Genomic DNA, 21972 nt, shown 5'->3' on the forward strand with positions numbered 1-21972 from the left:
TGGCCTCCAGGCGGCTCGGTGGCCCGTCGTGCCGGACGGGAAATCGTGCTAATCGGGCCGCCTGATGAAAGCGTCGCATGCGTGGATCTCGTCCCTCGTCCCCGGCCTCGATGCGTCACCCGCTGAGCTGGCCGCGCGGTTCACCCAGGCGGGTCTGGAGGTCGAGGCCCTGACGGAGTTCGGCGCCGGGACCGAGAAGGTGATCGTCGCGCAGGTGGTGAAGCTCGAGCCCCACCCCTCGCGCGCCAAGCTGCGCCTGGTGACGGTGGATCGTGGCGATGGCGTCGAGCAGCGGCTCGTGTGCGGTGCGCCGAACGTCCCCGATCCGGGAGGGCTGGTCGCGCTCGCGCCGCTCGGAGCGACGCTGCCCGCGGTGGGGATCACGCTGACGCCGCGCGAGATCGGGGGCGTGGTCAGCGAGGGCATGCTGTGCTCCGAGGTGGAGCTGGGGCTCTCCTCGGGGGGGAAAGAGGGTGGAGAGGATCCTGGTATCCTGATCCTGGAGCCCGGGAGCGCGACGCCAGGGACGCCACTTCGGACCGCACTTCCGGGATGTCACGACACGATCCTGGAGATCGGGTTGACCCCGAATCGCCCGGACGGCCTGGGACACGTCGGGCTCGCACGCGAGGCGGCGGCGCTCTACGGGCTCTCGTTCGACATGCCGCGCCCGGGGGCTCCAGAGCGCATCGCCGAGGGCGACGTGCTCAGCCGGCGCTTCGCCGTCGATGTCCAGGATCCGGAGGGATGCCCCTGGTACGGCGCGGCCATGGTGGTCGACGTGGCGGTGGGTCCCTCCCCGAGCTGGCTGCGCTACCGGCTGGAGAGCCTCGGGATCCGCTCGATCTCGAACATCGTCGACATCACCAACCTGCTCTTGCTGGAGTACGGGCACCCCACGCACGCCTTCGACGCGGACCGGATCCGGGGAGGTCGGCTGGTCGTGCGGCGAGCGCATGCGGGTGAGGCGTTGAAGACGCTGGACGGGGTGGCGCGCAAGCTGGAGGCCGACGATCTGGTGATCGCCGACGGCGAGGCCGCGGTCGCCCTGGCAGGGGTGATGGGCGGCGCAGGGAGCGAGATCGACGCCACGACGCACAACGTGCTCCTGGAGTGCGCCTACTTCGCGCCGCGGGTGGTCCGCAGGGCCTCCAGGCGCCACGGGATCCACAGCGAGGCCAGCCACCGCTTCGAGCGCGGCGTGGACCCAGGAGACACGCCCGACGTGCTCGCGCGCGCCGTGGAGCTCCTGACGCAGCTCGGGGGAGGAAAGGCCGTCCCCGGGGTGATGCTGGAGGGGCCTGGACCGGGCGCGCGGCGCTCGATCCGCTTGCGGTCGGAGCGGATGAACCAGCTGCTTGGAACGAGGGTGCCGTTCGGGGAGGCGCTGGAGATCCTGAAGCGCCTGGGGTGCATGCCGCGCACGCAGGATCCGACGCTGGGCAGCTCCGACATGCCCCGATCCCCCTACGCCGAGGTGCTGGCGCCGTCGCACCGCCCCGATCTCAACATCGAGGCCGATCTGATCGAGGAGGTGGTCCGTGTCCGCGGCCTCGACACGGTGCCGACGGTGCTGCCAGCGATCCGGCCGCAGCCCCCTCGCGGCGCAGGCAAGCTCGAGGGGCGCTTCCAGCACGTCGCCGCCGAGCTGGGGCTGAGCGAGGCGATCACCTTCAGCTTCATCTCGCCGAAGGACGTCACGGCGCTGGGGCTGCCGGACGAGGGGCTCCGCCTGATGAACCCCTTGAGCGAGGATCGCAGCGTGATGCGTACGACGCTGCTCCCGGGGCTCCTGGAGGTGCTGCGGCGGGCACGCCGGCGCGGGGTACCGGACGTCCAGATGTTCACGGTGGGCGCGAAGATCCTGCCGGTCGGGGGCGCGGCGCTGCCCGACGAGATCCCCTCGTTCGCCGCGGTGCTCGCCGGGTTCCGGCGTCCGACGCTCGCCCCCGCCGTGCCGCTCGACATCTACGACGCGAAGGGCGTGGCGGTGGAGCTGCTCGAGCGGGTGACGCGGCGGACGGTCGACATCGATCATCAGCCCGCGGAGAAGCGGGTCCCCTACCTGCACCCCCGCGGAGCGGCACAGCTCTTCATCGATGGCACGCCCGTCGGGACCTTCGGCTTGCTGCACCCCGATGTGGTCGACGCGCTCGATCTGGGTGGCGCAGCGTTCGTGATCGAGGTGGACATCCGCGCGGTCGAGGCCATCGGCCAGCGCACACCCCACTTCCGAGGGCTCCCGATGCTGCCGGCGGCCACCCGCGACATCGCCCTCGTGGTGCACGACGACGTCAGCGCGGGCGCCGTGGGCGACGCCATCAGGGAAGCGGCAGGCGATCTGTGCGAGTCCGTTGCGCTCTTCGATCTCTACCGCGGTGCCAACATCACCGCCGATCACCGGTCGCTGGCGTTCCACGTGGTCTACCGCGATCCGCTCACCGTCACGAACCCGGAGAAGGCGCGCACCCTCACCGACCAGGAGGTCGACGCTCGTCATGCCGCCGTGGTCAAATCGGTCAACGAACGGTTCGGGGCGGTGCTCCGAGGGTGATGGTACTCACCCGCGAGAGCGTCCAGGATGCGACGAAGCGCGAAATACACTTCCCACTTCGCCCCGTCAGAGCGTCGAATTTTCGACGCGGCCTTCCGTAAAGTGCGTATCCATGGCCCCGCCCTGAGATCATAAATCCAATCATTCCAACAGGTTGCGACTTTCGCTTTGCTCTGGCCTGGGATTCGCTTATGGCATCGCTCACGAACGGACGATGGTCAGGATTCTCCTGTACCAAAAAGGTGCTGATGCGAGGCGTCACGCCGTGGCTGTCCGCTCCGGGCTCAACTCATGCGCACGCTCATTGAGGTCCTCCGAGACAACGCGGTGCACACGGACCGCTCCGTCACCTTCGTCCGGTCGAACGGTGAGGAGCTGTCGGTCAGCTACCCCGATCTCTGGCTCACCGCTCGAAAGCGCGCTCATGCGCTGCGGTCGCTCGGGCTCGCGCGCGGCGATCGGGTCGCTCTGATCCTGCCTGATCCGGACGAGTTCGTCCTGACGTTCCTGGCAGCACTCACCGCAGGCATCGTGGCGGTCCCGATGTATCCGCCGCAGACCCTCGCCAAACTCGAGGCCTACGGCGACACGGTCCGGCACGTCCTCGCCGCGTCGGGCGCGCGCGCCGTCGTGACGACCGAGGCGCTCCGCGGGATGCTGGAGGAGCACCTCCTGGCGGGTGGCGGAGTGAAGACGCACGGCGGGGTCCGGGTGGTCCTGGAGCGCGAGATCCACGAGGCGGACGGGTTCGATCCCGACGCAGACTGGTCCGTCGAGCTCGACGAGACGGCATTCCTCCAGTTCACCTCGGGCAGCACGTCCAGCCCCAAGGGCGTGATGGTGACCTTCCGCAACCTGGCGGTGAACAGTCACGCCATCATGTTCGACGGGCTCCGCTCGACGCCCGAGGATCGCGGGGTGAGCTGGCTGCCGCTGTACCACGACATGGGCCTGATCGGGTTCGTCATCGCGCCGCTGTACGCGCTGGTGCAGGTGATGTTCCTGCCGACGACGGCGTTCATCCGCAGGCCTTCCATCTGGCTGGACGCGATTCATCGGTTCCGCGGGACGATCACGTTCGCTCCGAACTTCGCCTACGCCCTGGCGACGCGGGCCGTCACCGAGACGCAGGCCGCTGGCTGGGATCTGTCGTGCATGCGGGCACTCGGCTGTGGCGCCGAGCCGATCCAGGCCGAGGTGCTTCGCGGGTTCCTGACGCGCTTCGCCAAGAACGGGCTCCGGCCGGAGAGCATCCTGCCGTCGTACGGGATGGCGGAGGCGACACTGGCCATCACCTTCAGCGACATCGACGCGACGCTGACCACCGATCGGGTCGATCTGATGGCCATGCGCGCAGGGATGGCCAAGCCGGCGGCCGATGGCGCCGCGGCCGCCCTCGAGCTGGTCGCCTGTGGGCGCAGCTTCCCGGGGCACGAGATCTCCGTCGTCGCGCCCGATGGGACGCACCTCGAGGACCGGCAAGTGGGTGAGGTGTGGCTGCGCGGGCCGAGCGTGACGGTCGGTTACTTCAACGAGCCGGCGTCGACCGAGGACACCTTCGGCGGCGGCTGGTTGAGGACGGGCGATCTCGGCTACCTGGCCGACGGGCAGCTCTACATTTGCGGGCGGGCCAAGGATCTCATCATCCTCGGCGGCAAGAACTACTACCCGCAAGACGTGGAGCGCATCGTGTCGCGCGTCGACGGGATCCGCGATGGACAGTGCGTCGCGTTCTCGCGGCTCGATGCGAGCGGTGGGGAGCAAGCGGTGGTCGTCGCGGAGTGCCGGAAGAGCACGCCGGAACTGTCACAAGCGGTGATGCGCGCGGTTCGTGCTGAAGTCGGTGTTCAACTCGCCGAGGTGATACTGATCAAGCGCGGCACGCTCGCAAAGACGTCGAGCGGCAAGGTGAGGCGCCGCGAAATGAAGCGTCGACTGGAGACCGGGGAGCTGGAACTCGCAGTCGCAGAGGACAAAGGTGGCGTTGCGCCGCCGCCCGTTCCTTCCCGGAGCGGGGTGTTCCCCCCGCTCCTGAGTGGAGCGAGCTGAGGAGATACGGATGGGATCGACGAAGACCGAGGTCGAGGTCAGCTACGACGTCTCTAATGAGTTCTTCCGGCTCTGGCTGGATGAGCGGATGAACTACACCAGCGCCGTCTTCGAGACGCCGGAGCAGTCGCTGGAGGCAGCGCAGCTCAACAAGCTCCGCATCCTGTCCGACTTCGCGAAGCTCACCCCCGAGAAGAGGCTTCTCGACATCGGGTGTGGCTGGGGCGCAGCCGTGGAGTACGCCGTCACGACCCGGGGCGTGAAGCGCGCCGTGGGCCTGACGCTGTCGACGGCGCAAGCGCAGGAAGTGAACGCGCGGAAGCTGCCCGGTGTCGAGGTGGTGTGCTCCGACTTCCGGACCTGGGAGCCGGCAGAGAAGTTCGACAGCCTGATCAGCATCTGCATGATGGATCACCTCTGCTCGCCGGCCGAGGCGCGGCAAGGCAAGGCCGTCGACATCTACCGCTCGTTCTTCAAGCGCTGCTGGGACGCGACGAACCCCGGCGCCTGGTTCGGGCTGCAGACGATCCTCCGCAACCGCACGCCGCGCATGACGCCCTGGGGCGGGCTGCCGGCCGGCACGAAGAAGGAGCTGGAGGACATCTACTTCTGCACCCACGACATCTTCCCCGGGGGCCTGAACCCGCGGATGGAAGACATCATCCAGGCCGTCAATCCCTGGTGGGAGGTCGTGACGGTGCACACCCGGCGCGAGCACTATCAGCGCACCACGGGGGAGTGGCTGCGGCGGCTGCGTCTCAATGAGAAGACCATCCGTTCGACGTGGGGGGACAAGGTGTTCGACGATTACGATCGGTATCTGTCGACGTGCGTGAACGCATTCGACAAGCACTACGAATCGCTCGCTCAATACGAACTCCGCCGGATCGACTGAACCCGATCCCTGGCGATAGCCTCAGAGACGACTGACATGACCGACGAAGCCAAGCTGCTGGACATCTTCAAGACCGTCGCTGCCCGCGTGGACAAGCGACAATTCCCCAACGTCACGATGGACTCGGTGATCACCGATCTCGGGATCGACTCGCTCTCGATGATGCAGATCATCGGGGAGATGGAGACGTCGCTGAAGATCATGATCCCCGACGAGGACCTCGTCGAGCTGATCACCGTCGGCGATCTCTGCCGGAAGGTCGGCGAGCGCCTCAGCGCGACGGCGTGAGCCACTCTTCGTCGCGTCCCCTCCCCTGCAGCTGGTGATGCTGGCATTTCCCGCCGGTCACCTCCCCTCGCCCCCTGATTCCACCCCCAAGCCACCCGAGATCCATGCGAAGGCGTGTCGTTGTCACCGGTATCGGCGTCGTGAGCCCTCTGGGCAACGACGCAGAGACGACCTGGCGTAACCTGCTGGAAGGTCGCTCCGGCATAGGAAAGCTCGAGGGCTTCCCCACCGACAAACTCCGCAGCGATGTCGCTGCCTCGGTGAGGGATTTCGAGGCCGAGCGGTATCTGTCGGCCAAGGAAGTGGAGATCCACGGGCGCGTCACGCATTTCAGCGTGGCCGCCGCCGTCGAGGCGATGAACCAGGCGGGGATCTCTCCCAGCGCGGGGTCGCTCGCCGCGGACGACGAGGAGGACGCTTCCGGCGCCGGGGATGTCTCTGGAAGCGCCGAGCGAGCGCGTTACGGGTGTCTGATGTCGACGGGGATGGGCTCCGTCGACATCTTCGAGGAGCAGATCGCTCGGAGCGCCCAGCGGGGGCCGCGAGCGGTGTCGCCGTTCTTCATCCCGGGCGTGATGCCCAACAGCGCGACGGCGGTCATCGCCATCCGTTACGGGCTGATGGGGCCGTCCTACAGCCTGGCCAGCGCCTGCTGCACCGGGACCCACTCGATCGCGACCTCGGCGCTGATGATCGAGTCGGGCGACGCCGACGTGATGGTTGCTGGGGGCGCAGAGGCCGCCACGCGAATGAACACGGTGGCCGGGTTCGGGAACGCCCGAGCCCTGGCACGCGCGGTCGACGGAGACCCGACGAAGGCGAGCCGACCTTTCGATCGAAAGCGTCAGGGCTTCGTGATGGCCGAAGGCGCGGGCGTGCTGGTCCTCGAGGAAGAGCAGCACGCGCTGCGGCGAGGAGCGAAGCCGCTCGCGTACATCGCCGGCTTCGGGATGACCACGGACGCGACGCACCTCACCCGGCCCGACACCTCGGGCTCAGGGCTGGTGCGGGCGATGCAGCGTGCGCTGGAGCGCGCCGAGCTCGGTCCAGAGGTCATCGGGTACATCAACCCGCACGCGACCTCCACGCCCCAGGGCGATGCGGCAGAGGTGCTGGCGCTCCGGAGCGTCTTCGGCGAGCGGCTGGAGCAGATCCCCATCTCGGCAACGAAGTCGATGCTGGGGCACATGCTCGGCGGCGCCGGGGCGGTGGAGACCATTGCGGTCGTCTGCTCCCTGCGCGATCAGGCGCTGCACCCGTCGATCAACGTCGAGGATCTGGATCCGGCCTTCTCCTTGGAGCTCGTGAAGGAGCGTCGTTCGCTGGATCTGCGCTACGCGATCAAGGTCTCCGCCGGCTTCGGCGGCCACAACTGTGCGCTGGTGCTCGAGCGAGCCCAGGGCTGAAGACACCGAGCCAGGAGGCCCGTCAGCCCCTGCGCGCCTCACGTCAGTCGTCGCGCACCAGCGCGCAGTTCCCCACGTCACAGGCCGCTGGCGGGCTCACCGGCTGACACGAGCACGTCTGCACCGGGCCCGGGGCCCCCGACTGGGCGCACCCCCGCGCAGTAGCGATGGAGCGCGCAGCGTCCGCGGCGCAGACCGTGACCCGTTGCCTCGACTCGTCGTCGAAGTCCGTGACGAAGGTGCACGTGCAGTCGTAGGGGGAGCCTCGCTCCGAACGGCAGCCCGACGCGAGCGCGCTCGATGCGCTCAGCGTCAGGGCCAGCGCGAGGCAAGCGCCCCGCGCTCGGTCACGGCGGCGCCGCGCCACCACCACCGCCCTCGGTTCCCTCGCCTCCCACGCGGCTGCGGATGTGGAACTCGACGCGGCGGTTCTTCTGCCGCCCGTCGGCGGTGTTGTTGTCCGCGATGGGAACCTTGGGACCGAAACCCTTCGCCGACAGGCGCCCTGCGTCGATGCCACCCCGGTCGATCAGGTACTTCATGACCGAGTGGGAGCGATCGTTCGAGAGCTTCTCGTTCAGCTCGTCAGAGCCACGGTTGTCGGTGTGACCCTCGATCGCCAGGTGCTGGATCTCGGGGTTCACCTTCAGAAGCCGCACAACCTCGTCGAGGATCGGGTAGCTGCCGGGGAGGATCACGGCGCTGCCCGTGGCGAACTGAACCTGCTTGAGGATCTGGATTTCGCTGGAGCCCGAGATGCGCCGGATGAACTGCGGGCAGCCGTTCTTCGCGGGGTCGGTGCTCGGCTCACCAGGCTCCTTGGGGCAGGCGTCTTCCGCGTCCGGGATGTTGTCCTGGTCCGCGTCGTCCTCGGGGCAGCCGTCCAGATCGTCGATCTTGTCGAAGTCTTCCGGCTCATCGGGGCACTTGTCCGAGGAGTCGGGGATCCCGTCGCCGTCACGATCCGGCAGCGCAGGGCAGCCGTCGTCCGTGTTCGGCGGCTTCCCGTCCTCGGGCTCGGTCGGGCAGAGATCGATGTCGTCCGGCAACCCGTCCTTGTCCGTGTCCGCTCCGTGATCCGCGTAGCGCTGGGACTTGAAGCGGCGGTCCGGGGACGGCGGGTCGGTGTCGCGAATGCCGAAGGAGTAACCGGCCAGGAGCACCCCTCGGAAGTCGGGGGCGTAACCCGCGCTGATGCGCGTACCGCCGCCCAGGCCGATCCATCCTTGCTTCTTCTCCCCGAGGTACATGCGCCCGTCCGCCATCCACTCGATTGGCGTGTTCGACCCCTTGAAGAACTTGTCGCCGGTGATCCCCGTCGAACCGAAGACCTGCAACCCGAGGCGCACCTGCCCGTCACGCAGGGGTACATACCCACCGACGCCCCAGCGCCACTCGCTGGAGGTCGAGAAATCCGTGGTGGAGTCACCGAGCCCTCGCGCAGGCCGGAAGTGCAGGCCCGTGTTCATGATCACGAACAGCTTCTTGAAGTCGAGTTCGCCGGAGACCATGAACCCGCCGGTCGCCTGCGTGTCGCTGCTGAACGAGTAGCGATCCCCCGACGGCACCCAGACCATGCCGTTCACGCCGATCTTGAAGAAATTGTCGTTGGTGTGCCACGCAAGGAACCGGAGATCGAAGCGCGCGTCCATCAACGCCGCGGTGCTGGGAGACGCCAGGTTGGCCGTCTGCACTGCGATGAAGGGGAGCGAGACCTGGAGGCCGAATTTGCCCAGCAGCTCGACGCCAGCGTCGAGGTACGTGATGAGCTGCGTGGAGACGGGCGTGTTCTGGTAGATGATGCTGCGGTCGTAGACGTTCTCGTTGCGCAGCGGGTTCAGGCCGAAGCCGAGGCCGAGCTGCCCGTAAAAACGAGTTTCGGGCGCCATCTGAGGCCGCCAGACGGCGATGCCGTCGTCAGGAGCGCCAGCCATGTAGAGGCGGTCCAGGTAGAACGTCGGCTGCTGCGCCGCGGCGTCCGGAGCCCAGAGCGATGCCGCGAGTCCAGTGAGCGCGCCGATGCACGCGAGCCCCCACCGCGCTGCGCTCTTCCGCCGCTTCGCGCCGCTGGCAGGAGTGCCCTCTGCCTTCGCCTGTCGACCCATCTTGCTGCTGTCCTCTGCTTCGCGTTCCATATGCCGGTCGGCGCAAAGCGCCGGGCTCTGGCGTTCATCGCGCGCGGCTGACATAGCCACCCGCGACGAGGAGGCTACACCAGGCACTCTGGAAGGGGCGAGAGAACGTAAAGCCAGGACAGTCGCAGAACATGGCCGAAGCCGCGAAGAACACGGCACATCTGCGTGACCTGCGAGGTGCGAAGTGTGCCCGTCAGGCGCGGCGCTCGCTTCGCGCACCCCGAGTTCTCGCGTCACCCGCGCGCTCGATCCCGCAAGTTGCGCCCCTCGCCTCGACCTGGGGAAGCCCACAGTGGGGTTGACCGGGCAACCCCCCTGTGCTTAGTTGCGCGCCCCGCGTATCCGTGAGTCTCCGCGACTCCAGCGCGTGATCCAGTTTCGAGGGACTATTGCGATGAAACGCACATACCAGCCGCACAACACGCGCCGCGCTCGCACTCATGGTTTCCGCGCTCGGATGGCGACGTCCGGAGGCCGCAAGGTCATCAACAACCGCCGCCGCAAGGGACGCACCCGCCTCGTCCCCTCCATCTACAAGAAGTAACCGGACGCCATGGGGCGCCTCTCGCGGGCGCAGCGTATCCGGAAGCGGCCCGACTTCATCCGAATCCAGGAGGGTGGAATTCGGGTGACGAGCAGGCACTTCCTCCTGTTGCTTGCCCCCTCATCCGATCGAAACCTCCCCCCGCGCCTCGGCGTGGTCGCCTCTCGCAAGGTCGGAGGGGCCGTCGAACGGAACCGCTCGAAGCGCCTCGTACGTGAGGTCTTCCGTCAGAGCGGCGCTGTCTTCCCGGCTGGCATCGACGTCGTGGTGATCGTCCGTCCTGGAGCGCACTTGCTTTCCTGTGCCCAGATGGAGGCAGAGCTTCAGGGCGTGGCACCGTTCATCCGGCGGCGCGCCCAGGAGGTCCTCCGGCGCGCCCATCCGTCCTCGTGAACGCAAGTTTCCTCCGGGCGTCGGAGGGTAGAGGCTTGCGCACGGAAAGATGGCGACCCAAGCTGGGAGGCGCTGATCGAGCCATGGTGGCAAAGCTTCTCCTCGCGCTCATCCGAGCTTACCAGCTCACCCTTTCGCGGCTGATCCTCGCCACGCTCGGCCCCGTGTGCCGGTTCGAACCCTCCTGCTCCCGCTATGCAGCAGCCTGCATTTCCGGGCACGGACCGCTCCGGGGAAGCTTGCTTTCGCTGAAACGACTGTGTAGATGTCACCCGTTTCATCCAGGCGGGATCGATCCCCCACCGCCACCCCGTATCAGCCCCTCCGTTCCGGTCCAGAAAGCAACGTGGCAGGACAGATCGGCCGGCGAAGAACCCAGCCGTCAGGCTGACCCAGGATCCACCGGCAGCGCTTGGCCCAACGCCACCTGAGAGGACCAGAGCCTAGACGCTTCCTCGTCACATCCCCCGCCGTCTGGTACGCCCCGCAGCGCCCTCGCTGCTGTGTGCCTGCCGCCCCCCGTGGAGGACAGACGCAATCGAAGCGATTCGCTGGAGTGGAACGACCCGAAGGATCTCATGGAACGCAGCAACCTGTTGAAGTGGCTGTTCATCGGCCTCGCCGTCCTGCTTTTCATCCAGTTCGGGCCGAAGTTGTTCGGCGAGGAACAGGTCGAGCGGCAGCCGCTCGGAAGCCTCCGCGATGATACGCAGGCTCCGGAGCGCGCCGCCGAAGAGATGTGTGTCATCGAGGGCGAGGGCTTCAAGGCCGAGCTGTCGAGCCGTGGCGGATCACTCCGGCACTTCTGGCTCACCTTGCCGAAGTACCAGATCGTCAAGGAGCAGGATCAGAAGCTGCCCCTGGATCTGGTCAGCACGACCCTCGAATCGCGCAGCCCCTTGAGGACCGATCTGCGCCTCCTCGCAGACGCCCCGCAGCAGCAGGTCGAGTTCCACGATCTCGACTGGAAGCTCGCCGCGCAGGACGGCAAGAGCTGCACGTTCACCCACGCCGACGCGAACAGCGACCTGACCAAGGTCGTCGCCGCCACCGGCAAGTCGTACGAGCTCGAAGTCACGCTGAGCGTGAAGAACCTGTCCGCCGAGAAGCGGAAGCACCGACTCACCGTCGAGCAGACCGCGTACCACACGCAGTCCGAGACCACGGGTAGCTTCCTCCAGCCCACGACCGAGTGGGCCACGGAGACGATCGCGTCCACGAACGAGCGCACGGATCGCCAGCTCCCCACCGACTTCGAACCCAAGGACTTCGAGGACAAAGAGTTCACGTCCGAGAAGTGGCGCCGCACGCCTGGCGATGCGCAGTTTGCCGCCGTCTCCAGCAGCTACTTCAGCAAGATCGTCATCCCCATCGAGGGCCCTCGCCCCGCCGCCGAGACGCAGATCGAGGAGATCTGGGACTCGCGCAAGTACCGCAAGCAGGCCTCTGATCCCAACCACGGGTACGTCTATCGAGCCCGGCTCGCCTACCCCGAGACCGAGATCGAGCCGCAAGGGACGACGACCTACAAACTCGTCGCCTACGCTGGCCCGAAGGAGCGAGAGCTGCTCGGAACGCTGGGACACAACACCACCGAGGTCATCAACCTCGGCTGGTTCTCTCCCATCGCGAAGGTGCTCGTCTCCTACTTGTACGTGCTCCACCGGGCGGTCGGGAGCTGGGGCTGGGCGATCGTCCTGCTCACGATGACCGTGCGCATGCTGCTGTTCCCGCTGAGCCTCCAGCAGATCAAGAGCGCCGCCGCGATGCGGAAGCTCAAGCCGGAGATGGACTCGCTCAACGAGAAGTACAAGGACGACGCGGCTCAGCGTGCCGTCGCGCTGCAAGAGCTCTGGCGGAAGAACAAGGTCGCGAACCCCCTCGTGGGCTGCTTCCCCTTGCTCCTCCAGATGCCCGTCTGGTTCGCGCTGTACACGGCGCTGCAGACGGCCGTGGAGCTGTATCACACGCCATTCGGCCCCTTCATTCGCGACCTCGCCTCGAGAGATCCTTATTTCGTCATCCCCGTCGTGCTAGGCGCATCGAGCTTCATTCAGCAAAAGCTCATGCCGCCTCAAGGCGACCCGGCTCAGCAGAAGATGATGCTGTACATGATGCCGGCCGTCTTCACGGCGATGATGCTCTTCCTACCCGCCGGCCTGGGCGTGTACATGCTGACGAACACCTGGCTCGGCATCGGTCAGCAAGTGCTGGTCGAGCGCTATCTCAAGGGTCGCGACGGGGGGGGCATCGAAGTGCGGGAAAAATCTTCGGGTGACGACGGGAAGTCGGCGCCTGCTCTTGGAAAGGGAAAAGCACGTGTCCGTGGATAGCACCGCTGCGGAGAGAGACGCCGGTTCGGCTGCCGAGGCGCAGCCCGCAGGTCTCGACGAAGAGATCAACGAGACGACTGGCGCCGACGAGCCGTTCGTCGAGGATGGGCGAGCGGACATCGCCCTCGACTTCGTGATCGACGTCCTCGCCGCGATGGGGATGGATTGCACCGTGGACCTCCTCGAAAACGACGACACGGATCCTCCCGAGGAGATCCGTATCGAGATCGAGGGCAAGGATGCGGGTCGAGTGATTGGAAAGAAGGGACAGACGCTGTCGGCGCTCCAGTTCCTGACCAACCGGATCATCAATCGTCCTGGCACCAAGCGACGCCATGTGATCATCGACGCCGAAGGCTACCGGGCGAGGCGTGAGGACACCCTCACTTCAATGGCGCGCCGGCTCGGGAAGCAGGCAGTCGAAGAAGGGAAAATCATCACGTTCGAGCCGATGAGCCCCCAGGATCGTCGGGTGGTTCACCTCGCGCTCGCGAAATTCCCTGGCGTCGTGACGAAAAGCGATGGTGAAGGCGATGCCCGTCGCGTCCAGATCATTCCCGTGCGGAGATGAGCCAACCCGGTTGCATTGACAGTCATCGCCCTCTGTGCATAATCGCGGCCCCTCGGACAGCGCCGTGGGGCGGCGTACCACGTCCTCGTACTACCTACCCCATTCTGGTTGAAGGTTAACCATGCAGACCTCGAACATCCTCGCGAAGCTCGAAGCTCCCATGATCCGGGAGAGCCTCCCCGACTTCCGTGTCGGCGACACGGTGCGGGTGCATTATCGGATCGTCGAGGGGGAGAAAGAGCGGATCCAGGTGTTCCAGGGGGTGGTGCTGAAGCGCCACCGCGCCGGTGTTCGGAGCACTTTCACCGTCCGGAAGGTGAGCTTCTCGGTCGGCGTCGAGAGGATCTTCCTGCTTCACAGCCCCCGCATCGACAAGGTGGAGGTCGTCTCGCGTGGCCTCGTTCGCCGCGCGCGCCTCTTCTACCTCCGCAAGCTCTCTGGCAAGGCCGCCCGCGTCCGCGACGCGCGCGAGCAGTGATCTCGTCGCCCGGAGACTGCTCCGGGCCGACTCTCGGTTCCACGTTTCTGCCCCACATTGCGTTGTCCGCCGCTCGGCTTTCGATGTCATGGGGTCTACGACCTCGGATGACACGATCGCGGCCGGGCATGTACGCCGCAGTCCTCCGGTCTCACTTCTTCTTGATCAGCGCCTGAGCGCCCACGGTATGCTCGCGCCGGCGGCGCTCCCACGTCGCGAACACCAAGAAGGATCTACATGCTCTGTCCGCGTTGCGGCGCTCCCGCGACCCCCGCCGACAAGTTCTGCGCCATTTGCGCCTCACCGCTCGGCGCTTCAGGGTACGGCGCTCCGCCTCCCCCTCCCCCGCCCCCTCCGTTCGGGGGAGCCCCTGGTTTCGGCCCTCCGCAGGACGCTGGGTTTGGCGCTCCTCCGGGTGGGGGCTTCGGACCGCCAGGGCCTGGATTCGGACCTCCGCCGCAGCCAGGCGGCTTTGGACCTCCGCCGCCCCAGCCGGGTGGCTTCGGGCCGCCTCCGCCGCCCCAGCAAGGGAGCTTTGGACCTCCGCCGCCCCAGCCGGGGGGCTTCGGGCCGCCTCCGCCTCCGCCGCAGCAAGGGAGCTTTGGCCCTCCGCCACCTCAGCCGGGTGGCTTCGGGCCGCCCCCACCTCCTCCCCCTCCTGTGCCGGGCAACATGTTCGGCTCACCGCCTCCGCCCCCACCTCCCGTGCCTCTTGGCCCCTCCGATGGCTTCGGCGCGCCACCACCTCCGCCCCCCGGCTTCGGTCCTCCACCCGCAGGTGGGTCGGGCGGCTACGCCCCGCCGCCTCCCCCGCCTCCAGCGGCCGAGCCTGCAGGGAGCGGTGGTTATCCCCCCGTACCTCGCCCGGGCTTCGCGCCCCCCGCCAAGCCAGCTGCGCGCTGCGTCCAGGGACATGTCATCCCCGCGGGCGGCTCCTTCTGCATGGAAGGCGGGCACCCCATTGCCCTCGACAACGACAGCTTTGGAAATGACGCCTACGGGCCCACCGCCTATGCGCCGCAAGGCGGTGGCTTCGGTGCGGAGCCTTATCCCGCGCCCCCTCCCGCCGGGATCCCGCCCCTGCCGCCTGGCGGACCGAGCGCCACCCCCGGGGCCCCGAGGGCTGTGCCGGCCGCCGAGCCGCCCAAGGATCGCGCCGCACTCGCGGGCTTCCTGATCAGCTTCCAGGACGACCCGCTGGGCAAGCACTGGGTGCTCTACCAGGGCAAAAACCTCATCGGGCGCGCAGAGACGGGCCAGAAGGTGGACGTACCCGTCGCGCATGGAACCACGTCCACGCACCACGCCACGATCGACTGCGAGGGCGGGCGCATGATCCTCTCCGATCTCGGCTCGACCAACGGCACCTTTCACAACGAAGAGGCCATCGGCTTCCAGGGGCGACGCGAGCTCCGGGATGGCGATCGCATCCGCTTCGGTGGCTTCAGTGTCATTGTCATCAACGTCGCGACGAGAAGCTAGCGCCTGCGAACTGACCGCAACCGCGACCGCCGTTGCGCGGTGGTCGCCCCGCCCGCGCCGGAGCACAGGCTCCGCTCCGTGCGCTGGAGACCGTCACGTATGATGTTGCACGAACCAGCCTGCCCGCCGCAGCCCAATCCTGGGACGGGTCCCAGACGAAGCCGCAGCCCTCTGCTCCTCCTCGCCATCACGCTGCTGGCGCTCATCGTTCTTCCCCGCGCGGCAGCAGCCGCCCCGGAAGCGCGCATCCTCCGGATCGATCCCCGCGCGAGTACGGTCGACGGCCAGCCCGTTCTGACGACCGTCCTCGATCTCGTCCAGAACAAGCGCCTCGGGGACATCACCAAGCAATGCGCGACCCTCACGGGCAATGCGCACATGGACTGCGTGGCCGACGCGCTCGAGCAGCCGCAGGCCCTGTATTCGTCATTCGATTTCCCTGACAAGAACGCGCTGTTCACCGTCACGGTCGACGGGACGGACCTGCCCTCCAAGTTCGAATCGAAGGCCCGCTGGGGCGACAGCGCTGGTCAGCCTGGCGTCGGTACGGCCTGGCTCATTCTCATCGACGCCGCGTCCACGATGGGCGCGCGCTTCGACGAGGCCAAGGCCGTCGCCAACGCCTTCGTCAATACGATGACGCCGAACGATATCGTCGACGTCATGTTCTTCAACGACCGCGTGGTCGTCGAAGACTCGAAATGGGTCAACAACAAGCAGCAAGCGCTCCAGAGCATCTCGAGCGTCACGCGCACCTACCCGACCCAGGGGCGAACCAGGCCCCTGCTCAACATCATCAAGAACGCCGCGACCGACGCCTTCCGTGATCTCGGGAACGTCGGCCAGGGTGTTGCCGCGCCCATGCACCAGGCCCTGGTGCTGCTCTCGAACGGCAGCGCCGGCTCGGATCCGAGCTCCTCGGGTGCCGGCGCCACGGTGCTGCGCGACTACCTCACCAAGGGACGCTTCCCGGAGAACAACGACGTTCTCCCGAAGACCCCCGTCCCGGTGATCTCCATCCAGTTCCCGAGCGTGCTCATCGACGAGTTCGCACTCAACTCCCGGGAGTTCATGGAGGGGCTGACGAACCCCGAGATCGGCGGGTTCTTCAGCATCGTGCGTGACGGCCAGGTCCGACGCGCCGCCAACATCGTCAACGCGGTGCGCACGCGCTTCAACCGCATGCACATCGTGCGCTGGCGGGTCTCCTGCATCGCGCCGAGCATCACCCAGACCTTCAAGCTCGCCTTCGCCAACACGAACCCGCCCATCGCCGGCGACGCCACGTTCCAGAACGTGCCTGTCGGCATCGACCCGACCACGTGGCCCCTCGACATCGATCGTGAAGCCACGGAGCGGGCAGCGAAGAAGGACCCGGCCTACCCCGGCGGCACGCTCAAGATCTTCGGCAACTTCTGCTGGGGCGGGAATGCCCAGCGCGCCGAGATCTACATGGTGCCCAAGAACCAGGCGGCCCCGCAGTCGCTGCAGGGCGGCAGCCTGGATGACGCCAAGAAGGCGCAGCGCTCGCTCATCGAGCAAGGGATGCGGGGGAAGGCGCTCAGCACGGGCGACACGATGGCCGAGTTCGAGCTTCCGAACTCCGACAACTTCCTCGTCGGAAAAGGCGAGCAGATGTCGGGCCGGATCATCCTCTACGACAACCAGGCGCGTCGCACGAGCGCGATCACCGCGGACAAGATCCTGACGGTGCGCGCGCAAGAGGCGCCCCTTCCGTACATCCTCATCGGCGGCATCACCTTCGGCGGCGTCGTCCTGGTGCTCCTCGTGGTGTCGATCTTCCGCGGTGGCGGTTCGAAGCAGCGCCGCGGCGGCACGGCTGGACCGCCCCCGAAGCCCGTCGTCGCAGGCATGGCGCCAGTGGCTGCGCCCATGCCGGGTGGCGGTGCCCCGTTCGGCTCGGCGCTCCCCTCGGGCGGTGATTTCGGTTACGGCGGTCCCCCTCCTGGTGGTGGCAGCCGTGCCGTCCTCTCGGGCGCAGCGGGCATCTTCACGGTCACCCCAGGGATGGAGATGCGGGCTGGCCGCGACGGCTCCGCTTGCCAGATCCTCCTCACCGAGCCGCGTGTCTCGGGCGTCCACGCCGTGGTAAAGTTCGAGGCTGGCCAGTTGTTCGTTCGCGATGAGAACTCGAACAACGGGACCTTCCTGAACGGCCAGCGGCTGTCCTCCGGCGTGTGGACGCCGGCACCTCCCGGCGCCCTGATCCGGTTCGGTCCAGTCGAGTTCAGCACGCGGCTGGAGTAGGCTGACAAGCGCCCCTCGCCCCCCCTTGGGGCCTCATGATGCCCAACCTCGGCTCCTCCACACGCTTGAAGATCGATTTCGCTCAGGCGAGCGATCCCGGTCGCGATCCCAACAAACAGGTCAACGAAGACTCCTGTGGTGTCGCAGAGACCGGCCTGGGTCACCTGGCCGTGCTCTGCGACGGGATGGGAGGGCATCACGGGGGGCGAGAGGCGAGCCGCACCGCCATCCAGACCATCTTCGAGGTGGTCGAGCGGGCCACGCCAGGCACGCCCCCCGGCGCCACCCTGAAGGTCGCCATCGAGGAAGCTGGACGACGGGTCTTCCAGCTCGGGGGCCCGATCGAGAACCGGGGTCGCCCAGGCTCGACCGTCGTCGCCATGCTCCTGCACGATCGGGGTGTGGACGTCGCCCACGTGGGCGACAGCCGTGCCTACGTGATCCGCGCGGGCCAGATCTACCCGCTGACCCGCGATCACTCGATGGTCCAGAGCCTGATCGACGCCGGCATGATCACCGAGAAGCAGGCCATCGGACACCCGGACGCGAACAAGATCACCCGCGCGCTCGGCATGAAGCCCGAGGTCGATGTCGAGGTGCGACCGGAGTCCATGGAGCTGTACCCGGGCGACCTGCTCCTGACGAGCAGCGACGGGCTCACCGATCTCGCGCTCAACGACGACATCCTCGGCTGTGTCAGGCAAGCGCTCGCCTCCGGCACGCTGGAGCACGCCTGTCAGATGCTCGTGCAGATGGCCAACGACCGAGGTGGCCACGACAACATCACCGTGCAGCTTGCCCGCGTCGTCGAGACCGGGGGACGCCGCATGACCGTGCCCGGCGAGCCCGCTGCGATCCAGCACGCCATGGGGCCCGAGCCCACGATGCCGGCGACCGACGCCCCCATCCCAGCCGGGCCGACCGTCCCCTGGAGCGCGGCCCCGCCGACGGAGCCCGAAGGCCTCGCCGTCCGCCCCACCGAGGTGGGCTCCCCCTCGCTCGCCGACCTGCACCCAGGCGGAGGCCATGCACCGCCCCACCGACCGCAGATGGCCACCGACGGCCGCGCCTCTCGGCCGGGGCACGGCGCGCATGCCCACCTCGGACAGTACCGAGCCGAGCACGCCCCAGGTGGCCTCCCGCTGCCACCACCTGCGACCGCCGGCTACGTCGCGGCAGCGCTGAACGGTGATCCGGCCCGAGGCGCCCATGGCGGCGCTGCAGGCCCGAACCATGGCCCCGCCGTCGCGGCCCACCGCCCCCACATCCCCGATACGACCTTGAACGAGGCCGGCCACCGAGCGCCCGAGCGCCAGCCCCCTCGAGGGGGCATCGTGCTCCTGATCATCGGCGTGTCGGCCGTGATCGCCGTGCTGCTCGTGATGATCCTCTGGGCCGTGCTGCCTCGCTGACGAACGCCTGAAGCGTCCACCGACACGTGCTGCGGGCCCTCGCGCGCCCGCAGCACGCAGGTGCGAGCCCCCCCCACCGCCTGGCTCGCTGCCCGCGTCGTGCGCTTCTCCTTGCCGCTCCCGGCAGCTTGTGATGAAACCCGCCAGCTATGATCCCTGGGGCTGGAAAGCAGAGCATCACCATCGGGAGTGCACCCAACGCGGACGTGGTGCTCTCCGGGCCGGGGGTACTACCGGAGCACGCCCGCATCATCCATCAGGGTGGCGGCAAGCTCACCTTCGTTTGCGGCTCTGGCCCAGCGACGGCCAACGGCCGCCAGCTCGTGCCAGGCGAACAGGTCGCGTTCGACTTCCGCACCCAGTTCTTCGCCGGCCAGACGCCCATCCCGCTCAGCCACCCGGCCATCACCCTGATGCTCGCGACCCCTGGCAACGTCACCGCGCCCGCGGGCCAGGTCATCATCGGTCGCGACCCGACGCGCGCCTCGCTGGTCCTCCAGCACCCCAGCGTCTCCAGCCAGCACGCCACCATCCAGCTCGACCGGATGATGGCCGTCGATCACAGCTCGACCAGCGGCACCTACGTCGGCACGCAGCGCATCGCGCCCAACAGCCCGACCCCGGTCGACCCCCAGGGCGTCGTCGCCTTCGGCCCCGTCCCGGTTCAGCTCAGCCTCCTGATGCAGATCGCCCAGGGTTCGCGCGGCTCCGCCCCGCCTCCCGGCCAGGGCGCCGCGCAGCCTGCGGGCTCGGCACCTCCGGCGGCGGCAGCCGCCCCTGGAACGGCGCTGGTCCCGGCCATGAGCCACATGTCTTCTGCCCCTGCCGCGGGCGCGCCGGCCAAGAAGAACAAGACCGTCCTCGGCCACCTCGACTTCTCCGCTGGCGGCAACAGCGTCAAGCGCATCGGCCGCACCCCGGACAACGACATCGTGCTCGCGCACGCCCAGGTGTCCAGCAGCCACGCCCTGCTGCACTCGATCAACGGCCAGCTCTTCATCGAGGACCGCGGCAGCGCCAACGGCACCTACGTCCGCGGCAACCGCCTCGCCCCGGGCCAGAAGATCCCCGTCCAGAATGGCGAGAAGATCTACATCGGCCCGATGCCCCTCCAGATCGAGGTCGGCGGCGCCGGTGCCGTCGAGCTGGTCCAGGAGGAGTACGCCCCCGATCGCTGGGCAGGCCGCCCCCTCTACGAGATCGAAGCGTGGAGCCTCCGCCTCGAGGTCCCGGACCGCGACAACCCCGCCGTCCAGAAGACCCTCCTCGACGACATCTCCTTCAAGGCCCTCCCCGGCGACATGATCGCCCTCATGGGGCCCTCGGGTGCCGGCAAGACCACCCTCTTGCTCACGCTGAACGGCTACCTCCCGCCCACCAGCGGCGTCGTCCGGATCAACGGCGAGGACCTCTACAACATCTACGACACGCTCCGCGGATCCATCGGGTACGTCCCTCAGGACGACCTGGTGCACCCCGAGCTCACCGTCTGGGAAGCCGTCCGCTACAGCGCCAAGTTCCGCCTGCCACCCGACTACTCCGAGGAAGAGATCAACGCGCGCGTCGAGCAGACCATCAAGGATCTCGGCCTCGACACGGTGAAGAACCTCCAGATCGGCAAGCCCGAGAAGAAGGTCCTCAGCGGTGGCCAGCGCAAGCGCGTCAACATCGCCCTCGAGCTGGTGACCGATCCCGTCATCCTCTTCCTCGATGAGCCCACCTCCGGCCTCGCCGCCGACGACACCACGGCGCTCATCAACCTCCTTCACGACCTCACCAAGGCCACCGGCAAGACGATCATCATGACGATCCATCAGCCGGCGAAGGACGAGTTCGAGAAATTCAGCCACGCGCTGATCATGGGTTTCGGCGGCATCCCCATGTTCTTCGGGCCCACCAGCCCCGACTCCTACCGGTTCTTCGGCACCTGGAAGCAGCGCCAGGGCCAGTCGAACGACATCGACAACCCGCGCGACATGTTCGAGATGCTCGCCCAGCGCGAGCGCCCCATCTTCGACCAGCTCAAAGCCCGGGATCCAAACACACCACGCGGCGAAGCCAGACGCCTCGCCGCGCTCGAGTGGCGGCGGGAGTTCTTCAGCGACAGCAACTCGACCTACCTCAAGATGTACTCCGGGCGCCGCGCCGTCGGCACCGGCCAGGGCCAGCGTGGCCTCCCCCCTGGACGCACGCAGACCTCGGGACAGCTCCGGCTCCTCCTGTCCCGCTACTTCAAGATCAAGGTCAGAGACACGGCTGGAACGGCGATCATGCTGCTCCAGGCGCCCATCATCGGCATCCTCCTCGCCATCGTCTTCGGCGGCCAGGAGAAGGCCATCCCTGCCTGGTGCCTCGGCGCGCTGCAGGAGCTCGGCCGCAAGACGGGCGACGAAGGCGCCGGCGCCGACGTCATCAAGACCATGACGGCCACCGGCGACAACACCGGGGCCATCTTCTTCCTCGTCGTCGCTGCCGTCTGGTTCGGGACGTCCAACGCCGCCCGCGAGATCGTCAGCGAGCGCGCCATCTACATGCGCGAGCGCATGGTGAACCTCGGGCTCATCAATTACGTCCTGTCCAAGTATCTCCTCCTCGCCGTCTTCTGCATCGTGCAGTGCACGATCCTCCTGGCGATCGTCTTCTTCACCCTCGGATTCCAGGGCGGCGGAGAGGCGTTCCTCTTGCAGCTCGCCTCCCTCGTGGCCACCTCGCTGAGCGCCGTCGCGCTGGGGCTCCTGCTCTCGACCGTCGTCTCCTCCTCGGAGGCCGCCATGGCCCTCACGCCCATCGCGCTCATCCCGCAGGTCGTGCTGGGCGGGCTGATGGTCCCCATGACGACCGTCCCGCACCTCAAGATGCTGATGCAGGTCATCCCGGCGCGCTGGGGCTTCGAGGGTGCGGTGGCCACCGAGCGCAAGGCCCTGGTGAACGACCCCGCCTGGGTCATCGACCTCCAGCGTGGCGAGACGAGCCCGCCGGACTTCATCGAGGCCGGGAAGTTCAAGTGCGCCCTCGCCCAGATGGCCTCCGACACCTACGCCGGCGCCTGGGGCTTCACCTCCTACGAGAAAACCTGGCTCCCCTTCATGGTCCTCGGCGGGTCGACGGCCGCCCTGCTCGTGGTGCTGAGCCTCATCCTGAAGCGCCGTGACCCGGTGTGATCT

16 protein-coding genes and 1 pseudogene are annotated in these 21972 nt (G+C 67.7%); 15 read left to right on the top strand and 2 right to left on the bottom strand.

Annotation, left to right across the window (positions count from 1 at the left end):
- The first annotated feature begins 64 nt into the window (after window positions 1-64).
- The 5 genes from pheT (at window position 65) to CMC5_RS30260 (ending at window position 7192) form a co-directional block, all read left to right on the top strand.
- The gene (gene pheT, locus CMC5_RS30240) at window positions 65-2554 is read left to right on the top strand and encodes a phenylalanine--tRNA ligase subunit beta (protein ID WP_050433652.1); all 2490 of its coding nucleotides are present in this window, start codon (window positions 65-67) and stop codon (window positions 2552-2554) included.
- A gap of 291 nt (window positions 2555-2845) precedes the next feature.
- On the top strand, window positions 2846-4603 hold the full coding sequence (locus tag CMC5_RS30245; RefSeq protein WP_082362934.1) for a fatty acyl-AMP ligase: 1758 nt from the start codon (window positions 2846-2848) through the stop codon (window positions 4601-4603).
- A 10-nt stretch (window positions 4604-4613) separates the two neighbouring features.
- Window positions 4614-5498 (top strand): class I SAM-dependent methyltransferase, encoded by an 885-nt coding sequence (locus CMC5_RS30250; protein ID WP_050433653.1) that lies wholly within the window; start codon window positions 4614-4616, stop codon window positions 5496-5498.
- Between the two features lie 36 nt (window positions 5499-5534).
- Window positions 5535-5786: an acyl carrier protein gene (locus CMC5_RS30255; protein ID WP_050433654.1), complete on the top strand. Its 252-nt coding sequence runs from the start codon at window positions 5535-5537 to the stop codon at window positions 5784-5786.
- Between the two features lie 104 nt (window positions 5787-5890).
- Window positions 5891-7192, top strand: coding sequence for a beta-ketoacyl-[acyl-carrier-protein] synthase family protein (locus CMC5_RS30260; protein ID WP_050433655.1), 1302 nt, complete (start codon window positions 5891-5893; stop codon window positions 7190-7192).
- Window positions 7193-7235: 43 nt separating this feature from the next.
- Here the strand turns inward: CMC5_RS30260 and CMC5_RS30265 are convergent, their stop codons facing one another.
- Both CMC5_RS30265 and CMC5_RS30270 read right to left on the bottom strand, forming a co-directional pair.
- Window positions 7236-7559: a hypothetical protein gene (locus tag CMC5_RS30265; RefSeq protein ID WP_156338966.1), complete on the bottom strand. Its 324-nt coding sequence runs from the start codon at window positions 7557-7559 to the stop codon at window positions 7236-7238.
- Window positions 7540-9327, bottom strand: coding sequence for an OmpA family protein (locus CMC5_RS30270; RefSeq protein ID WP_245677836.1), 1788 nt, complete (start codon window positions 9325-9327; stop codon window positions 7540-7542). The genes CMC5_RS30265 and CMC5_RS30270 overlap by 20 nt, the downstream gene beginning before the upstream one ends.
- 394 nt (window positions 9328-9721) lie before the next feature.
- Here CMC5_RS30270 and rpmH point away from each other — a divergent pair, with 394 nt between their 5' ends.
- The 10 genes and pseudogenes from rpmH to CMC5_RS30315 all read left to right on the top strand — a co-directional run bounded on the left by rpmH (window position 9722) and on the right by CMC5_RS30315 (window position 21969).
- Window positions 9722-9871, top strand: a complete 150-nt coding sequence (gene rpmH / locus CMC5_RS30275; RefSeq protein WP_050433657.1) for a 50S ribosomal protein L34 — start codon at window positions 9722-9724, stop codon at window positions 9869-9871.
- Between the two features lie 9 nt (window positions 9872-9880).
- Window positions 9881-10264 (top strand): ribonuclease P protein component, encoded by a 384-nt coding sequence (gene rnpA, locus CMC5_RS30280; protein ID WP_050433658.1) that lies wholly within the window; start codon window positions 9881-9883, stop codon window positions 10262-10264.
- 83 nt (window positions 10265-10347) lie between these two features.
- Window positions 10348-10590 (top strand): annotated as a pseudogene (yidD, locus tag CMC5_RS48700) (membrane protein insertion efficiency factor YidD); the annotation flags it as partial.
- 252 nt (window positions 10591-10842) lie between these two features.
- A complete protein-coding gene (gene yidC, locus CMC5_RS30285) occupies window positions 10843-12597 on the top strand; it encodes a membrane protein insertase YidC (RefSeq protein ID WP_050436215.1) in 1755 nt (584 codons plus the stop codon).
- Window positions 12590-13168 (top strand): Jag family protein, encoded by a 579-nt coding sequence (locus CMC5_RS30290; protein WP_245677837.1) that lies wholly within the window; start codon window positions 12590-12592, stop codon window positions 13166-13168. The genes yidC and CMC5_RS30290 overlap by 8 nt, the downstream gene beginning before the upstream one ends.
- A 121-nt stretch (window positions 13169-13289) precedes the next feature.
- Entirely contained in the window at window positions 13290-13646 is a 357-nt protein-coding gene (gene rplS / locus CMC5_RS30295) for a 50S ribosomal protein L19 (protein ID WP_050433660.1), read from the top strand.
- A 237-nt stretch (window positions 13647-13883) separates the two neighbouring features.
- On the top strand, window positions 13884-15128 hold the full coding sequence (locus CMC5_RS30300) for an FHA domain-containing protein (RefSeq protein WP_050433661.1): 1245 nt from the start codon (window positions 13884-13886) through the stop codon (window positions 15126-15128).
- Between the two features lie 99 nt (window positions 15129-15227).
- A complete protein-coding gene (locus CMC5_RS30305) occupies window positions 15228-17396 on the top strand; it encodes an FHA domain-containing protein (protein WP_082362936.1) in 2169 nt (722 codons plus the stop codon).
- 35 nt (window positions 17397-17431) lie between these two features.
- Window positions 17432-18808, top strand: a complete 1377-nt coding sequence (locus tag CMC5_RS30310) for a PP2C family protein-serine/threonine phosphatase (RefSeq protein WP_156338967.1) — start codon at window positions 17432-17434, stop codon at window positions 18806-18808.
- A 149-nt stretch (window positions 18809-18957) separates the two neighbouring features.
- Window positions 18958-21969: an FHA domain-containing protein gene (locus tag CMC5_RS30315; RefSeq protein ID WP_050433662.1), complete on the top strand. Its 3012-nt coding sequence runs from the start codon at window positions 18958-18960 to the stop codon at window positions 21967-21969.
- Window positions 21970-21972: the final 3 nt, after the last annotated feature.

This window comes from Chondromyces crocatus, from assembly GCF_001189295.1.
Lineage (GTDB): Bacteria > Myxococcota_A > Polyangia > Polyangiales > Polyangiaceae > Chondromyces > Chondromyces crocatus.

Bases quoted from the DNA above. Each gene is read 5' to 3' on its own strand.
- CMC5_RS30250 (WP_050433653.1), top strand. From the start codon at position 4,614: ATGGGATCGACGAAGACCGAGGTCGAGGTCAGCTACGACGTCTCTAAT.
- pheT (WP_050433652.1), top strand. From the start codon at position 65: ATGAAAGCGTCGCATGCGTGGATCTCGTCCCTCGTCCCCGGCCTCGAT.
- CMC5_RS30245 (WP_082362934.1), top strand. From the start codon at position 2,846: ATGCGCACGCTCATTGAGGTCCTCCGAGACAACGCGGTGCACACGGAC.
- CMC5_RS30255 (WP_050433654.1), top strand. From the start codon at position 5,535: ATGACCGACGAAGCCAAGCTGCTGGACATCTTCAAGACCGTCGCTGCC.
- yidC (WP_050436215.1), top strand. From the start codon at position 10,843: ATGGAACGCAGCAACCTGTTGAAGTGGCTGTTCATCGGCCTCGCCGTC.
- CMC5_RS30315 (WP_050433662.1), top strand. From the start codon at position 18,958: ATGATCCCTGGGGCTGGAAAGCAGAGCATCACCATCGGGAGTGCACCC.
- CMC5_RS30300 (WP_050433661.1), top strand. From the start codon at position 13,884: ATGCTCTGTCCGCGTTGCGGCGCTCCCGCGACCCCCGCCGACAAGTTC.
- CMC5_RS30270 (WP_245677836.1), bottom strand. From the start codon at position 9,327: ATGGAACGCGAAGCAGAGGACAGCAGCAAGATGGGTCGACAGGCGAAG.
- CMC5_RS30260 (WP_050433655.1), top strand. From the start codon at position 5,891: ATGCGAAGGCGTGTCGTTGTCACCGGTATCGGCGTCGTGAGCCCTCTG.
- CMC5_RS30305 (WP_082362936.1), top strand. From the start codon at position 15,228: ATGATGTTGCACGAACCAGCCTGCCCGCCGCAGCCCAATCCTGGGACG.
- CMC5_RS30310 (WP_156338967.1), top strand. From the start codon at position 17,432: ATGATGCCCAACCTCGGCTCCTCCACACGCTTGAAGATCGATTTCGCT.
- rpmH (WP_050433657.1), top strand. From the start codon at position 9,722: ATGAAACGCACATACCAGCCGCACAACACGCGCCGCGCTCGCACTCAT.
- rplS (WP_050433660.1), top strand. From the start codon at position 13,290: ATGCAGACCTCGAACATCCTCGCGAAGCTCGAAGCTCCCATGATCCGG.
- rnpA (WP_050433658.1), top strand. From the start codon at position 9,881: ATGGGGCGCCTCTCGCGGGCGCAGCGTATCCGGAAGCGGCCCGACTTC.